Origin of the sequence: Amycolatopsis sp. NPDC051128 (assembly GCF_040682715.1) — a bacterium.
Taxonomy (GTDB): domain Bacteria; phylum Actinomycetota; class Actinomycetes; order Mycobacteriales; family Pseudonocardiaceae; genus Amycolatopsis.
The window spans coordinates 1-13,803 of sequence record NZ_JBFBBN010000019.1 but is presented as its reverse complement, the minus strand read 5'-3'; the positions used below and the strand labels follow the sequence as shown (position 1 = coordinate 13,803).

At 68.8% G+C, this 13,803-nt stretch carries 12 protein-coding genes and 2 pseudogenes; 7 read left to right on the top strand and 7 right to left on the bottom strand.

The features are described from left to right. Nucleotides 1–10: 10 nt before the first annotated feature. A complete protein-coding gene (locus AB0M82_RS20550; RefSeq protein WP_364723939.1) occupies nucleotides 11–658 on the bottom strand; it encodes a helix-turn-helix domain-containing protein in 648 nt (215 codons plus the stop codon). A gap of 177 nt (nucleotides 659–835) precedes the next feature. Here AB0M82_RS20550 and AB0M82_RS20545 point away from each other — a divergent pair, with 177 nt between their 5' ends. Genes AB0M82_RS20545 through AB0M82_RS20535 form a run of 3 tightly spaced genes read left to right on the top strand, consistent with a single transcriptional unit; the run spans nucleotide 836 to nucleotide 3,491 of the window. Then, nucleotides 836–2,059, top strand: coding sequence for a cytochrome P450 (locus AB0M82_RS20545; protein WP_364723936.1), 1,224 nt, complete (start codon nucleotides 836–838; stop codon nucleotides 2,057–2,059). A gap of 10 nt (nucleotides 2,060–2,069) precedes the next feature. Beyond that, nucleotides 2,070–3,260, top strand: coding sequence for a cytochrome P450 (locus AB0M82_RS20540; protein ID WP_364723933.1), 1,191 nt, complete (start codon nucleotides 2,070–2,072; stop codon nucleotides 3,258–3,260). A 36-nt stretch (nucleotides 3,261–3,296) separates the two neighbouring features. Beyond that, a complete protein-coding gene (locus tag AB0M82_RS20535) occupies nucleotides 3,297–3,491 on the top strand; it encodes a ferredoxin (protein WP_013222786.1) in 195 nt (64 codons plus the stop codon). Nucleotides 3,492–3,558: 67 nt separating this feature from the next. On the opposite strand, the gene AB0M82_RS20530 is transcribed toward AB0M82_RS20535, so the two are convergent. Genes AB0M82_RS20530 through AB0M82_RS20515 form a run of 4 tightly spaced genes read right to left on the bottom strand, consistent with a single transcriptional unit; the run spans nucleotide 3,559 to nucleotide 7,664 of the window. Then, a complete protein-coding gene (locus tag AB0M82_RS20530; protein WP_364724238.1) occupies nucleotides 3,559–4,398 on the bottom strand; it encodes a carbohydrate ABC transporter permease in 840 nt (279 codons plus the stop codon). Nucleotides 4,399–4,400: 2 nt separating this feature from the next. Next, nucleotides 4,401–5,333, bottom strand: a complete 933-nt coding sequence (locus AB0M82_RS20525) for a sugar ABC transporter permease (RefSeq protein ID WP_364723931.1) — start codon at nucleotides 5,331–5,333, stop codon at nucleotides 4,401–4,403. Continuing rightward, nucleotides 5,333–6,673 carry a sugar ABC transporter substrate-binding protein gene (locus AB0M82_RS20520; RefSeq protein WP_364723929.1) on the bottom strand — a complete coding sequence of 447 codons (1,341 nt, stop codon included), beginning with the start codon at nucleotides 6,671–6,673 and terminating at the stop codon, nucleotides 5,333–5,335. The genes AB0M82_RS20525 and AB0M82_RS20520 overlap by 1 nt, the downstream gene beginning before the upstream one ends. Further along, a complete protein-coding gene (locus tag AB0M82_RS20515) occupies nucleotides 6,660–7,664 on the bottom strand; it encodes a zinc-dependent alcohol dehydrogenase family protein (RefSeq protein ID WP_364723926.1) in 1,005 nt (334 codons plus the stop codon). The genes AB0M82_RS20520 and AB0M82_RS20515 overlap by 14 nt, the downstream gene beginning before the upstream one ends. 128 nt (nucleotides 7,665–7,792) lie before the next feature. Here AB0M82_RS20515 and AB0M82_RS20510 point away from each other — a divergent pair, with 128 nt between their 5' ends. Continuing rightward, nucleotides 7,793–8,773, top strand: a complete 981-nt coding sequence (locus tag AB0M82_RS20510) for a sugar-binding domain-containing protein (protein WP_364723923.1) — start codon at nucleotides 7,793–7,795, stop codon at nucleotides 8,771–8,773. 228 nt (nucleotides 8,774–9,001) lie between these two features. Continuing rightward, nucleotides 9,002–9,709, top strand: a complete 708-nt coding sequence (locus AB0M82_RS20505) for a hypothetical protein (RefSeq protein WP_364723920.1) — start codon at nucleotides 9,002–9,004, stop codon at nucleotides 9,707–9,709. On the opposite strand, the gene AB0M82_RS20500 is transcribed toward AB0M82_RS20505, so the two are convergent. After that, nucleotides 9,597–9,923: a helix-turn-helix domain-containing protein gene (locus AB0M82_RS20500; RefSeq protein WP_364723917.1), complete on the bottom strand. Its 327-nt coding sequence runs from the start codon at nucleotides 9,921–9,923 to the stop codon at nucleotides 9,597–9,599. The two genes, AB0M82_RS20505 and AB0M82_RS20500, sit on opposite strands and share 113 nt — an antisense overlap. Before the next feature lie 62 nt (nucleotides 9,924–9,985). On the opposite strand from AB0M82_RS20500, the pseudogene AB0M82_RS20495 reads away from it, so the two are divergent. Then, nucleotides 9,986–10,573: pseudogene (locus AB0M82_RS20495) on the top strand (NAD(P)-binding domain-containing protein); the annotation flags it as partial. A gap of 96 nt (nucleotides 10,574–10,669) precedes the next feature. Here the strand turns inward: AB0M82_RS20495 and AB0M82_RS20490 are convergent. Next, nucleotides 10,670–13,174 carry a DUF3516 domain-containing protein gene (locus AB0M82_RS20490; protein WP_364723915.1) on the bottom strand — a complete coding sequence of 835 codons (2,505 nt, stop codon included), beginning with the start codon at nucleotides 13,172–13,174 and terminating at the stop codon, nucleotides 10,670–10,672. Nucleotides 13,175–13,325: 151 nt separating this feature from the next. On the opposite strand from AB0M82_RS20490, the pseudogene AB0M82_RS20485 reads away from it, so the two are divergent. Further along, nucleotides 13,326–13,803: pseudogene (locus AB0M82_RS20485) on the top strand (primosomal protein); the annotation flags it as partial.

The following is a 13,803-nucleotide window of genomic DNA, read 5'->3' as shown; positions in this document are numbered from 1 at the left end:
AAACCGGAATTCAGCCGTGGTCTTCGGGATCCAGGTCGTGGGAAGTGATGGGACGGCCCGGCAGTTCGGTGCCCGGCCGCGCGCTGAGCCCGTCGATCATGATCCCGACGCACCGGCGCGCCGCCATCTCCGCCACGTCCGGAGACTTCGCGCGCATCTGCCGCAGCAGCGTCGCGAACAGGATCGCGATGTCGCCCGAGCCGACGTCCTCGCGGAGCTTGCCCTCGGCCTTGGCGCCGGCGACGAAGCCGTCCAGGACCGCCAGGATCTCGTCGCGCAGCCGGCGGACCTGCGGGTCGCTCTTCAGGATCACCAGCGCCCGCTGCGACACCATCGCCAGCTGGACGCTCAGCTGGAGCGCCACCGACTGCCGCAGCAGCCGTTCGAGCGCGCACCAGGCCGACGTCTCCTCCGCGGCGATCGTCTTGGCGTCGATCAGCACCCGCTCGAAGTTGTCCATCGCGACCGCGCGGACCAGCGCGTCCCGGTCCGGGAACCGGCGGTAGAGCGTGCCGACGCCGACGCCGGCCGCGCGGGCGATCTCCTCCATCGGCACCTCGGGACCGGAGGCGGCGAAGATGCTCTTCGCGGCGGCCAGGATCTGGTCGCGGTTGCGCCGCGCGTCCGCCCGCAGGGTGGTCTCGGGGTCTGCCGTCATGCCGTTCGCCTCTCGCTGAATCGCGCGGAGTGATTCTCGCACGGTCAGACGGCCACACACCGCATCCGCGAGCGGTCACCCGATCGCAGTGGACGAATACCTTCCGCTTCGGTACCTTGGATTTCAGAACCGGAATGTAATCCTCCACATACTTTCCGACAGATTTAGGGGGCCCCCATGACCGAAGTCGCCGAACCCGCCACGAAAAACGCCGTCTTCCCGCTCGAACGCACCTGCCCGTTCGCGCCGCCGCCCGCCTACGAAAAGCTGCGCGAAGCGGGGCCGGTGCACCGCGTCGAGCTGCAGTCCGGCCAGGAGGCGTGGGCGCTGACGCGGCTCGAAGACGTCCGCCAGATGCTCACCGACCCACGGTTCAGCTCCGACCGGTTCAACCCGGGGTTCCCGATCCTCGTGAAGTCGGGCCGTCCGCAGCGGCGGAACAACTTCACCGCGTCGCTGATCAACATGGACCCACCGCAGCACGGCGCGGCCCGGCGCGAGGTCGTCGGCGAGTTCACCGTCAAACGCATGAAGGCCCTGCAGCCGCGGATCCAGCAGATCGTCGACGAGCACATCGACGCGATCCTGGCCGGCCCGAAGCCCGCCGACCTCGTCTCCGCGCTGGCGCTGCCCGTCCCGTCACTGGTCATCTGCGAGCTGCTCGGCATCCCGTACGCCGATCACGACTTCTTCCAGGTGCGCAGCTCGACGATGCTCAACCGGGAGGTCGACCAGGACACCCGGATCAAGGCCATCGACGAGCTGCAGAACTACCTCGACCAGCTCGTCACCACCAAGGAGGCCGAGCCGACCGACGACCTGCTCGGCCGCCAGATCTCCAAGCAGCGCGAAGAGCACGGCGACGTCGCGCACGACGAGCTCGTTTCGCTGGCGTTCCTGCTGCTCATCGCCGGGCACGAGACGACGGCGAACATGATCTCGCTGGGCACCGTCGCGCTGCTGGAGAACCCCGGCCAGCTCGCGATCGTCAAGAACGACCCCGGCAAGACGCTCGACGCCGTCGAGGAGCTGCTGCGGTACTTCACGATCGCGGAGTTCGCGACCGCGCGCGTCGCCACCGAGGACGTCGAGATCGGCGGGCAGCTGATCCGCGAAGGCGAGGGCGTGCTCGGGCTGAGCTACTCCGGCAACCGCGACGAAGCCGCGTTCGAGAACCCCGACGACCTCGACATCGAGCGCGGCGCGCGGCATCACGTCGCGTTCGGGTTCGGCCCGCACCAGTGCCTCGGCCAGAACCTGGCCCGGATGGAACTGCAGATCGTCTTCGACACGCTCTTCCGCCGCATCCCGGAGCTGAAGCTGGCCGCGCCGGTGGACCAGCTGCCGTTCAAGCACGACTCGTCCGTCTTCGGTCTCTACTGCCTGCCCGTGACCTGGTGAGGGGAACGTCATGACCGCGGTCCACGAATTCCCGATGACACGCACCTGCCCGTTCGCGCCGCCGGCGGCGTACTCCGAGATCCGCGAGAAGGACCCGGTCACCCGGGTGGGGCTGCCCGACGGCAGGCAGGCCTGGGTGGTCAGCAGGCACGAGGACGTCCGGACCGTGCTGAACGACCGGCGGTTCAGCGCCGACCGGCAGCACCCGGACTTCCCGCAGCTGGTGCTGGGGTTCCGGCGGCCGGACGACGAGCGCACCATGATCACCATGGACGCGCCGGAGCACGGGCCGGCCCGCAAGGCCGTGCTCGGCGAGTTCACCGTGCGCCGGATGGAGGCGCTGCGGCCGCGGATCCAGGAGATCGTCGACGAGCGGATCGACGCGCTCCTGGCCGGCCCGAAGCCGGGTGACCTGGTCGAGGCGCTGTCGTTGCCGGTGCCGTCGCTGGTCATCTGCGAGATGCTCGGCGTGCCGTACGCCGACCACGACTTCTTCCAGACCCACACGACGAAGCTGATCAAGCGCGACACACCCCCGCAGGAACGGCGGGCCGCGGTCGACGCCGTGCGCGAGTACATGAGCGACCTCATCGCCGGGAAGGAGGCGGACCCGCCGGACGACCTGCTTGGACGGCAGATCGTCAAGCTGCGCGAAGAGGGCACCTACCGGCGGGCATCGCTGGCCGCGACCGGGTTCCTGCTGCTGGTGGCCGGGCACGAGACGACGGCGAACATGATCTCGCTGGGCACGGTCGGGCTGCTGGAGAACCCGGACCAGCTCGCGCTGATCAAGGACGACCCGGGCAAGACGCTCGACGCCGTCGAGGAGCTGCTGCGGTACTTCACCATCGTCGACGCCGCCACGGCCCGGCTGTGCGTCGAGGACGTCGAGGTCGGCGGGCAGCTGATCCGGGCAGGCGAAGGCGTGCTGGCGCTGGGTTACGCGGCCAACCGCGACGAAACCGCGTTCGAAAACCCGGACGAGCTGGACATCGAGCGCGGTGCGCGCCACCACGTGGCCTTCGGCTTCGGCCCGCACCAGTGCCTCGGCCAGAACCTCGCCCGGATGGAACTGCAGATCGTCTTCGACACGCTGTTCCGCCGCATCCCCGGGCTGCGGCTGGCCGCACCGGTCGGCGAACTGCCGTTCAAGGACGACGCGGCCATCTTCGGCCTGTACCGGTTGCCGGTGACCTGGTAGAGACGAACTGCCAAACCACCACAGGAGAAGAGGACCATGAAGATCATCGCGGACACCGGCAAGTGCGTCGGCGCCGGTCAGTGCGTGCTCACCGAGCCGTCGCTGTTCGACCAGAGCGAGGAGGACGGCACGGTCATCGTGCTCGATGACCAGCCGCAGGGCGAGCTGGTCGAAAAGGCCCGCGAAGCGGTGCACGTCTGCCCCAGCCAGGCCCTCTCGCTCCAGGAGTGACCCAGGTCCGTGAATGTCGCATTGAGGGACTCTACGTCTCTCGATGCGACATTCACGGACCTTCGCCTTACTTGACCGCGCCCATCGACAGGCCGCGGACCAGGTGGTTCTGCGCGATCCAGCCGACGATCATCACCGGCAGCGACGCGAGCAGCGCCGCCGCCGACAGCTGGGCCCAGTACAGGCCTTCGCTGGTGATGAAGCCGACGAGGAAGACCGGCACCGTGCCGGCCCGGGCCGCGGTCAGGTTGACCGCGTAGAAGAACTCGGTCCACGAGAAGATCACGCAGATCAGCGCGGTCGCCGCGATCCCGGGCGCGACCACCGGCATGATGATCTTGCGCAGCAGGGTCGGCAGGTTCGCGCCGTCGATCCGGCCCGCCTCGATCATCTCGTGCGGCACCTCGAGGAAGAACGACCGCATCATCCAGATGGCCAGCGGCAGGTTCATCGACGTGTACAGGATGACCAGCGCCCACACCGTGTCCAGCAGCTCGGTGTTCTGGGAGATGATGTACAGCGGGATGATCGCCGCCACGATCGGCAGCATCTTCGTCGAGAGGAAGAACCCGAGCGCGTTCGACGTGCCCTTCACCGGCGCCAGCGACAGCGCGTACGCCGCCGGAATGCCGAAGAGCAGCACCAGGAGCGTCGAAAGGATCGTGACGAACGCCGAGTTGGACAGGTAGGGCAGGAACCCGCCGCCGAGGACGTTGCCGATCTGCTCGAACGTCGGGGTGAAGAACAGCTTCGGCGGGTCGGTGTAGGCGTCCGCCTCCTGCTTGAACGCCGTGAGGATCATCCACAGCAGCGGGAAGACGAACAGGATCGCGATGATCCAGGTCGCGACGGTCAGCGAGCCCTTGCCGTACTGGCGTTTGCGAGGGGCGGTGGTCGAGCTTTTAATAGTCACAGCACTCCTCCGCTCACGGAGAAGGCGCGGAACATCAGGCGCAGCGCGAAGGTCGCGACGATCATCGTCAGGATGACCACGACCACGCCCATCGCCGACGACTGGCCGACGTCGAAGCCCTCGAACGCGCGCTGGTAGATGTAGTACGGCAGGTTGGTGCTGGCCGTGCCCGGCCCGCCCTGAGTCATCAGGAAGATCGCGTCGAAGCTGTTCACGATGTAGATCGCGCCCAGCAGCGTCGCCAGCTGCAGGAACCGGGACAGGTGCGGCAGCGTGATGGAGACGAACGTCCGCCAGCGGCCCGCACCGTCCACATTGGCCGCTTCGAGGACGTCCTTGGCCTGGCTCTGCAGTCCGGCGAGGATGAGCAGCATCATGAACGGCGTCCACTGCCACACGATCTGCGCCATCACCGCGGCCAGCGGGAACTCCGAAAGCCAGTCGACGTCGGTGCCGAAGACGAAGTGCAGCAGCCCGTAGGTCGGGTCGAACATCGTCGTCTTCCACAGCAGCGCGCCGGCCGCCGGCAGGATCAGGAACGGCGTGATCAGCAGCGTCCGGACCACGCCGCGGCCGAGGAACTTGCGGTCGAGCAGGATCGCCAGGCCCAGGCCGAGCAGAAGCGCGACGAACACGCACACCACGGTCAGCACCACGGTGTTGAGCAGCGCGACCAGGAACGTCGTGTCGCTGAAGACGTCGATGTAGTTGTCCAGGCCGACGAAGTGCCGCGAGCCCGGCCGGACCAGGTTCCACGACTGGAACGAGTAGAACACGGTGAGCAGAAACGGCAGCTGCGTCACCGCGATGACGAAGATCAGCGCCGGCAGCAGCGGCAGCCGCCGCTTGGCCGCGGTGCTCAGGCCGCGTTTCTCCTCGACCTTCGGGTGCGAAGTGGACTCCGGCGTGGTTAGGGAGAGCGTGGACATCAGTGCACCGCCTTGTAGGAGTCGCCCACCGTCTGGGCGTAGTCCTGGGACTGCTTCAGGGCGTCGTCAACGGACTCGCGGCCGGCGATCGCCGCCGACAGCTGCTGGCTCACCCGGGTGCCCAGGTCCTGGAACTCGGGGATGCCGACGAACTGGATGCCGGGGTAGGGCACCGGGTTCGCCATGACTTTCTGCTGGTTCGCCGCCGCGATGCCGTCCAGCGTGGGCTTCGCGTAGGCCTTCGCCGCGTCGGCGTATTCGGGAATGGCGTACGTCGACTGGCGGACGCCCGGCGGGACGCGGTTCCAGCCGTAGGTCTGGCCGACCTTCTGCACGTACGCCTTGTCGGTCATCCAGGCCATGAACTTCCAGGCCGCGTCCTTGTCCTTGGCCACCTTCGGGATGCCCAGCGCCCAGGTGTAGAGCCAGCCGCTGGCCTGCGTCTTGACGACCGGCGCCGGCGCGTAGCCGGACTGGCCGACGATCTTGCTGCTCGACGGGTCCTCGTTGGTGCCCGCCATGACCGTCGCGTCGTACCACATCGCGGCGTTGCCCTGGGTGTAGCGCGTGCCGCACTCGGAAAACCCGGCGCTGGAGGCGCCGACCTCGCCGTGCTCGCGGATCAGGTCGACGTAGAAGTTCGCGGCCTCCTTGAACTCCGGCGACGTCAGCTTGGCGTTCCAGTCCTTGTCGAACCACTGCGCGCCGAACGTGTTGGCCACCGTGGTGAACGGCGCGAGGCTCTCGCCCCAGCCGGGCTTGCCGCGCAGGCAGATGCCCGCGACGCCGTTGGCTTTGTCGTCGAGCTTCGCGGCGAAGTCCGCGATCTGCGGCCAGGTCGGCTTGGCCGGCATGGTCAGCCCGGCCTTCTGGAAGAGGTCCTTGCGGTAGGCCAGGAACGACGACTCGCCGTAGAACGGCACCGCGTACATCTGGTTCTCGTACGACAGTGACTGCTTGATGCTGGGGATGAAGTCGCCTTCGTCGTAGCCCGGGGTCGCCGCCATGTGCGGTTCGAGGTTTTCGAGCCAGCCGTTGGCCGCCCACTGCGGCGCCTCGTAGTTGCTGATCATGACGACGTCGAACTCGCCGCCCTCGGTGGCGGTCGACGCGGTGATCTTGGCGCGGGCCTGGTTCTCCGGCAGGGACACGAACTTGAGGTTGATGCCCGTCGCCTTCTCGAACTCCGGGGCGAGCGCGATCGCGTCCTTCATCTGCGGGTTGGACACGATCGCGATGACGAGCGTGCTGCTGCCGGTGCCGATCGAGCCGGCGCCCGCGCAGCCGGTGACCAGCAGCGACGTCGCCGCGAAGAGGGTGAGGAGCTTACGCACGGCCACCTCCGGGAAGGACCTGCACCTTGAGGCCCGAGCCGTCGCGCATCTTGGCGAGCGCCTCGGGGTACTGCTCCAGCGGCAGCGTGTCCGTGAGCAGCGAACCGGTGTCGATCGCGCCGCTGCCGACGAGGTCGAGCGCGGCGCCGAAGCTGTGCAGCACGGCCATCGAGCCGACGATGGTGATTTCGTCGTTGTAGATGCGGAACGGCGAAAGCGCGACACGGGCTTCGGCCGGGGCGACGCCGAAGACGAGCAGACGGCCACCGCGCCGGGTCGAGTCGAAGGCCGCTTCGATGGCGGGGGCGGCGCCGGTGCAGTCGACGGCGACGTCGAACTTCTCGCCGTTCAGGTCGCTGACGTCCTTTGCGGTGGCGACGGCGCCGAGGGCCTGCGCGCGGGGCAGCCGGGCTTCGTTGCGATCGACCACCGTGACGTGCGCGCCGGATCGCTGCAGCAACTGCTGCATGATCAGGCCCATGGTGCCGGCGCCGACGACGAGGAAGCGTTCACCGGCTTCGACACCGACCCGGCGAACGCCGTGCACGGCACAGGAAACGGGCTCGACCAGCGCGCCCTGTTCCCACGTCATCGCGTCGGGCGTGCGGTAGCAGGTGGACGACGGAACGGCGACGTACTCGGCGAAGGCGCCGTTGACGGTGTCGCCGGTGGCGCCCCAGTTCGCGCAGAGGTTGCCGTGGCCGGCGCGGCACGGGCCGCAGTAGCCGCAGAACAGCGACGGGTCGACGGCGACGCGGTCGCCGATCTTCCACTCGCCCGGCACGTCCGCGCCGAGCTCGACGATCTCCCCAGCGAACTCGTGCCCGGGGACGATGGGATACGGGGTGGGCGGGAAGTGCCCGTCCGCGATGTGCAGGTCGGTGCCGCAGATGCCGCACGCTCCGACCTTGACGACGACCTGGCGTTCCCCGGGTTTCGGATCGGGCACCTCGCCGACCCTGATCTCACCGGGCCGGTCGACGATGGCGGCACGCATGCCTTGCCCCTTCCTCGCGCTCATATGAGCGGCGTTGACCTATGGCGTCGAGAACATGTGAAGGCATTACAGGTCTGACGTCGGTGTTACGTCAACCTTTCGGGCAGATTTCGCGTTATAGTGCTCAGATGAGCGTGTCCAAGAAGCCGTCCTCGCTCACCGAGGCACTGCTGCTCGCCACCGTCGCCCGCCGCTTCTACGTGCAGGGACGGTCCAAACTGGAGATCGCCGACGAGTTCGGCGTCAGCCGGTTCAAGGTGGCGAGGATGCTCGACACCGCCATGGAGTCCGGCCTGGTCAGGGTCGAGTTCTCGTTGCCGGCGCCGGTGGACCTGGCGCTGTCGGACGAGGTGCGCTCGGCGTACGGCCTGAAGCGGGCGCTGGTGCTCGAACGCTCAACCGAGCGCGAGCCGAAGGAGGTCGTACGCGCGAAGATCGGGACACTGGCGGCCCGGCTGCTGGAGGACATCGCGGTCCCCCAGGACGTCATCGGGCTGTCGTGGGCGCGTTCGGTGAACGCGATGACCGAGGCGCTCCGGGCCCTGCCGCGCTGCCCGATCGTCCAGCTCTGCGGAGTGCAGGCCGGGATGGACATGCGGGGCCGCTCGGTCGAGACGGTCAGCCGCGTGACGTCGGTGTCCGGCGGCGACGCCTACCCGATCTTCGGCCCGCTGGTGCTGCCCGACCGCCGCACTACCGAGACGTTGCGGCGCCAGCCCGGCATCGCGGAGACGTTCGGCCAGTTCCGGCTTTTGACGAAGGCCGTGGTCAGCATCGGCGCCTGGCAGCCGGGCGAGTCGACGGTGTACGACGCCCTGGACGAAGCCGAGCGGGCGGCGATCGCGACCCGCGGCGCGACGGCGGAGGTCGCGGCGCGGCTGTTCGACGCGTCGGGCAACGCGCTGTCGACGGGCTTGGCCCACCACGTCCTGGCGATCAGCCACGAGGAGCTGATGGCGGTGCCGGAGGTGATCGCCCTGGGCTACAGCAGGCCGAAGGCGGCGGCGGTGGACGCGGTCCTCCGGTCGGGCATGGTCTCGACCCTCATCACCGACGCGGCGGCCGCGGTCCCCCTCCTGGCCCTGGCCGCAAAGAACCCACCCCCCTGATGCCCCGCCAATCACGCGAGATCCGCGCTCAATCACGCGAGTTACGTCCCCAATCACGCGAGATCCGCGCTCAATCACGCGAGTTCCGGGTTTCGGGCCTACTCCCCCGGAGGTACGGCCGCCGCGCCGGCGTACTCCGGCGGGCGCAGCCCGAACCTCCCTGGGTCCGGGGCGAAACCCGGGTCGGACCCGATGTGCGCGCGGATCTTGTCGGCGAGCCTTGATCCCGTGACTTCGAAGAAGACTTCTCCCCGCTGGCGCCAAGCCGTCGTCTGGCTGCACGTCGTGTCCTCGGTCGCCTGGATGAGCCAAGCCCTCGGGCTGGTGGTGCTGATGACGCTGGCGGCGTCGGACCCGGGCCAGGCCGTCGCCGCGACGTCGATGGCGCAGCGGATCGACACCGTCGTGCTAGCGCCGATGGCCAACGCGGCGGCGTTCACCGGGCTGGTCCTGGCCGGATCGACGGCGTGGGGCTACTTCCGGCACTGGTGGGTGCTGGCGAAGTTCGTGCTGACCTTCGCCCAGCTCTACGCCGGGATCTTCCTGCTTTCCGGTGCGCTGCACGACTCGGCGGTCGCGGCACGGGCGGGCGCGGCGGACGTCGTCGCCTGGCCGCAGATCGCCGGGACGGCGCTGATGGCGAGCGTCCTCGCCTTCCAGGTGTGGCTTTCGGTGGCGAAGCCGTGGAAGCGGACGTCGTGGTCTCCGGCCGCGAAGCCGCCTACGGCGCCGACGTGGGTCTTCGCCGTCGGCGTCTTCACGCCGCTCGCCGACATCACGATCAGCGTGTTCTGGGGCCGTCCGCTTCCGGCGTTGTCGCTGATCATGCTGGTCGTGCTGCTCGGCTTTGAGCAGCGACGACGTCGTCGCCGTGCTCGGCGGCCCAGCGACCGAAGCCCTCGATCGGTCCCAGAAAGCTCGAGCCCAGTGGCGTGAGCGCGTACGCGCCTTCGCGCCGCTCGATGAGGCCGTCGAACTCCAGGCGCCGCAAGGTTTCCGTCAGCACCTTCGCGCTGATCCCGCCGATGGCGCGTCGCAGCTCGCCGTGCCGGCGGGGGCCGTCGCGCAGGGCCCACACCACCACCGGGTTCCACGTGTTGGCGACCAGGTCGAACGCGAGCCGCGTCCGGCAGTCGGCGAGAAAGTCCATGGTTACCTTTCGGTTCCTGCCGGGGTTCCTACCGTCGTACTGGTACCAGCCAAGCACGAGGAGGACGCATGCGGATCGGGATTTTCGGCACGGGCGGGATGGCGGAGGCGCTCGGCACGCAGTGGGCACGGGCGGGCCACGAACTGATGGTGAGCGGCCGGTCCGACGCCGGCCCGTTGGCCGAGCGGCTCGGCGCTTCGATCGGAACCTGGCGCGAGACGGCCGTCTTCGCCGACGTGCTGCTCCTGGCCGTCCCCGCGGCAGCGATCGGCGAAGTGCTCGCCGACGCGCGTCCGCCGGCCGGGAAGGTACTCGTGGACTGCACCAACCACCCGGACCTGACGGGCACCCCGGTGGCGTCGCGGATCGCCACGGACGCCCACGTCGTGAAGGCGTTCAACCTGGCCCACGTCGACGTTTGGCGGATGACCCCGCCGGTGTTCGACGGCCGTCCCCTGTCGGTCCCATTGTGCGGTGACGACCCGGCGGCGCTCGACGCGGTGAGCACGCTGGTCCGGGACATCGGCGCCAAGCCGGTGCACGCGGGCGGGCTGGACCGCGCGGCCCTGCTGGAGGCCACGGCGGCGTTCGTCATCGGGCTGTGGTTCGCCGGCGAAGACGCCCAGGCGATCCTGACCCCGGCGGGCTGAGCGTTGTCCCTACAGGAGGATCACGTACTGCGGTGGCGAAGCCTTCACGCTAACGCGGAAACCACGCCGCGGACTGCGCGTTGAGCGCAACCACGGTCAGTGCGCGCCCACCTCGGTCACGCGGACGACCGCCATCCCGGCCTCGTCGGAGGCCGCCAGGTCGACCTCGGCGCTGATGCCCCAGTCGTGGTCGCCCGCCGGGTCGTCGAAGATCTGCCGCACCTTCCAGACGTCCGGCAGCTGCTCGATCATCAGCAGCGCCGGGCCGCGCGCGTCCGGGCCGGTGCCGAGCGAGTCGTACTCCTCGAAGTAGTCCTCGATGGCGTCTTCCCACGCGTCGGCGTCCCAGCCGGACGCCGCGTCGAGCTCGCCCAGCACGTTCCACGCCCGCCGTCCGAACAGCTCGACCCGGCGGAACAGCTCGTTGCGCACCAGGACGCGGAACGCGCGCTCGTTGCGGGTGACGGCGGGCGGGAGGGACGGCGGGCGGTGCGACACCGGCCCTTCTTCCGACGGGTGCCGCAGCGCCTCCCACTCGTCCAGAAGGCTCGAGTCCACCTGCCGGACGAGCTCGCCGAGCCACTCGATGAGGTCCTGCAGCGGCTCGGTCTTCGCCTCGTCCGGGACCGTGTGGCGCAGCGCGTCATAGACGTCAGCGAGGTAGCGCAGCACCAGGCCTTCGGACCGGGCGAGCTGGTAGAAGCCGACGTACTCGACGAAGTTCATCGCGCGCTCGTACATGTCGCGCACGACCGACTTCGGCGACAGCTCGTAGTCGTCGACCCACGGATGGCCCTGCCGGTAGCTGTGGAACGCGCCCTGCAGCAGCTCTTCCAGCGGCTTCGGGTAGCTGACGTTCTCGAGCAGCTCCATCCGCTCGTCGTACTCGATGCCCTCGGCCTTCATCGCCTGCACGGCCTCGCCGCGTGCCTTGAACTGCTGCTGCGACAACACCGGCCGCGGATTGTCCACCGTGGATTCCACAGTGGACACGACGTCGAGCGCGTAGCTAGGTGACTCGAGGTCGAACAGGTCGATCGCGGCCAGCGCGAACGGCGAAAGCGGCTGGTTGAGCGCGAAGTCGAACTGCAGGTCCACGGTGAGCCGGATGATCCGGCCCTGTTCGTCCGGTTCGGACAGCCGCTCGACGACGCCTGCGGCGAGCAGCGCGCGGTAGATCGCGATGGCGCGCAGGATGAGCTTGCGCTGCGCCGGCCGGTCCTCGTGGTTGTCCTCCAGCAGGTGCCGCATGGACTCGAACGCGTTGCCCGGCCGCGAGATCACGTTGAGCAGCATCGAGTGCGTGACCTTGAAGCTGGACGTCAGCGGCTCCGGCTCGGCCGCGATCAGCCGGTCGAAGGTGCTCTCGGTCCAGTTGACGAACCCCTCGGGGGCCTTCTTCCGGACGATCTTCTTTTTCTTCTTCGGGTCGTCGCCGGCCTTCTCGAGGGCCTTGGCGTTCTCGACGACGTGGTCGGGGGCCTGCACGACGACGTAGCCGTCGGTGTCGTAGCCCGCGCGCCCGGCCCGGCCGGCGATCTGGTGGAACTCGCGTGCCTTGAGGTGCCGCTGGCGGACGCCGTCGTACTTCGTCAGCGCGGAGAAGACCACGGTCCGGATCGGCACGTTGATGCCGACGCCGAGGGTGTCGGTCCCGCAGATCACCTTGAGCAGCCCGGACTGGGCCAGGGTCTCCACGAGCCGCCGGTACTTGGGCAGCATCCCGGCGTGGTGGACGCCGATGCCGTGCCGGACCAGCCGCGAGAGCGTCTTGCCGAACCCGGCCGAGAACCGGAAGTCGCCGAGCAGCTCGGCGATGGCCTCCTTCTCGGCTTTGGTGGTGACGTTGATGCTCATCAGCGTCTGCGCCCGCTCGATCGCCGCGGCCTGCGAGAAGTGCACGACGTAGACCGGCGCCTGGCCGCCGTTGAGCAGCTCGGACATCGTCTCGTGCAGTGGCGTGAGCGCGTACCGGAAGGTCAGCGGCACCGGGCGCTGCGCCGACGTGACGACGGCGGTCGGCTTGCCGGTGCGGCGGGTGAGGTCCTTCTCGAAGAAGGACACGTCGCCCAGGGTCGCCGACATCAGGACGAACTGGGCGTTCGGGAGTTCGAGGATCGGCACCTGCCACGCCCAGCCGCGGTCGGGCTCGGAGTAGAAGTGGAACTCGTCGGCCACGACCTGCCCGACCGGGGCGCCGGCACCGAACCGCAACGCGATGTTCGCCAGGATTTCGGCCGTGCAGCAGATGATCGGGGCATCCGGGTTGACGCTGGAGTCGCCGGTCATCATCCCGACGTTTTCGGCGCCGAAGATCTCGATGAGCTGGAAGAACTTCTCCGACACCAGCGCCTTGATCGGCGCGGTGTAGTAGCTGCGGCGGCCCTGCGCGAGTGCGGTGAAGTGCGCGCCGACGGCGACGAGGCTCTTCCCGGAGCCGGTCGGCGTGGAGAGGATGACGTTCGATCCGGAGACGACCTCCATCACCGCCTCCTCCTGCGCCGGGTACAGCTCGATGCCCCGTTCGGCCGTCCAGGTGGTGAACGCTTCGAACAGAGCGTCGGGGTCAGGATCCGCAGGCAGGAGGTCTGTGAGAGTCATCAGACGTCCATCGTGCCATCCGCTCGTCGCAAAGTCGGCAGGGGCGATCGCATCGCGAGTGTGAAACCCGTAGGCTTCGCGGTACCGCGCACCGACCGGAGCATACTAACGGTCTCGCGCGCACACGGGCGGTAATCCGGAGGGCTTAGGAATGGCACAGGACATCATCCCGATCGAACTCGGGCTGCCGCAGGGCGACGTCGTCACCCTGTGGGCCCCGCGCTGGCGGGAAGACGGCGAGGAGTGGGAAGCGTTCCTCGGCGACGAGGACGACCTGTACGCCTTCCCGGACGCCGCTCACCTGGCCGCTTTCGTCCGCACGGCCGAGCGGCACGACCTGCTCGACCACCCGGCCTGGGACGCCGTGCCCTCGCTGAACGTGCCCGAGCTGATCCCGGACGAGGACCACACCTACGACCTCGTCGGCGTGCCCGAGCTCGTCGCCGAGGAGCCGGACGTCTGGCACATCGCGGAGCTGGCCGAGATCGTCGGCATCGTCCGCTCGCTCGCCGACGTCTGCGACCTCGAAGAGGTGCACGAGGTCCTCGACTCGACCGAGGGCTTCTCGCTGCTCGACCAGGGCACCCTCCCGTTCACCGGGAACGTCGGCGTGCAGGTGTGGAACGACC

Excerpts from the sequence above, each read along its gene's own strand:
- AB0M82_RS20550 (WP_364723939.1), bottom strand. The coding sequence starts at position 658 with ATGACGGCAGACCCCGAGACCACCCTGCGGGCGGACGCGCGGCGCAAC.
- AB0M82_RS20545 (WP_364723936.1), top strand. The coding sequence starts at position 836 with ATGACCGAAGTCGCCGAACCCGCCACGAAAAACGCCGTCTTCCCGCTC.
- AB0M82_RS20540 (WP_364723933.1), top strand. The coding sequence starts at position 2,070 with ATGACCGCGGTCCACGAATTCCCGATGACACGCACCTGCCCGTTCGCG.
- AB0M82_RS20535 (WP_013222786.1), top strand. The coding sequence starts at position 3,297 with ATGAAGATCATCGCGGACACCGGCAAGTGCGTCGGCGCCGGTCAGTGC.
- AB0M82_RS20525 (WP_364723931.1), bottom strand. The coding sequence starts at position 5,333 with ATGTCCACGCTCTCCCTAACCACGCCGGAGTCCACTTCGCACCCGAAG.
- AB0M82_RS20515 (WP_364723926.1), bottom strand. The coding sequence starts at position 7,664 with ATGCGTGCCGCCATCGTCGACCGGCCCGGTGAGATCAGGGTCGGCGAG.
- AB0M82_RS20510 (WP_364723923.1), top strand. The coding sequence starts at position 7,793 with ATGAGCGTGTCCAAGAAGCCGTCCTCGCTCACCGAGGCACTGCTGCTC.
- AB0M82_RS20500 (WP_364723917.1), bottom strand. The coding sequence starts at position 9,923 with ATGGACTTTCTCGCCGACTGCCGGACGCGGCTCGCGTTCGACCTGGTC.
- AB0M82_RS20490 (WP_364723915.1), bottom strand. The coding sequence starts at position 13,174 with ATGACTCTCACAGACCTCCTGCCTGCGGATCCTGACCCCGACGCTCTG.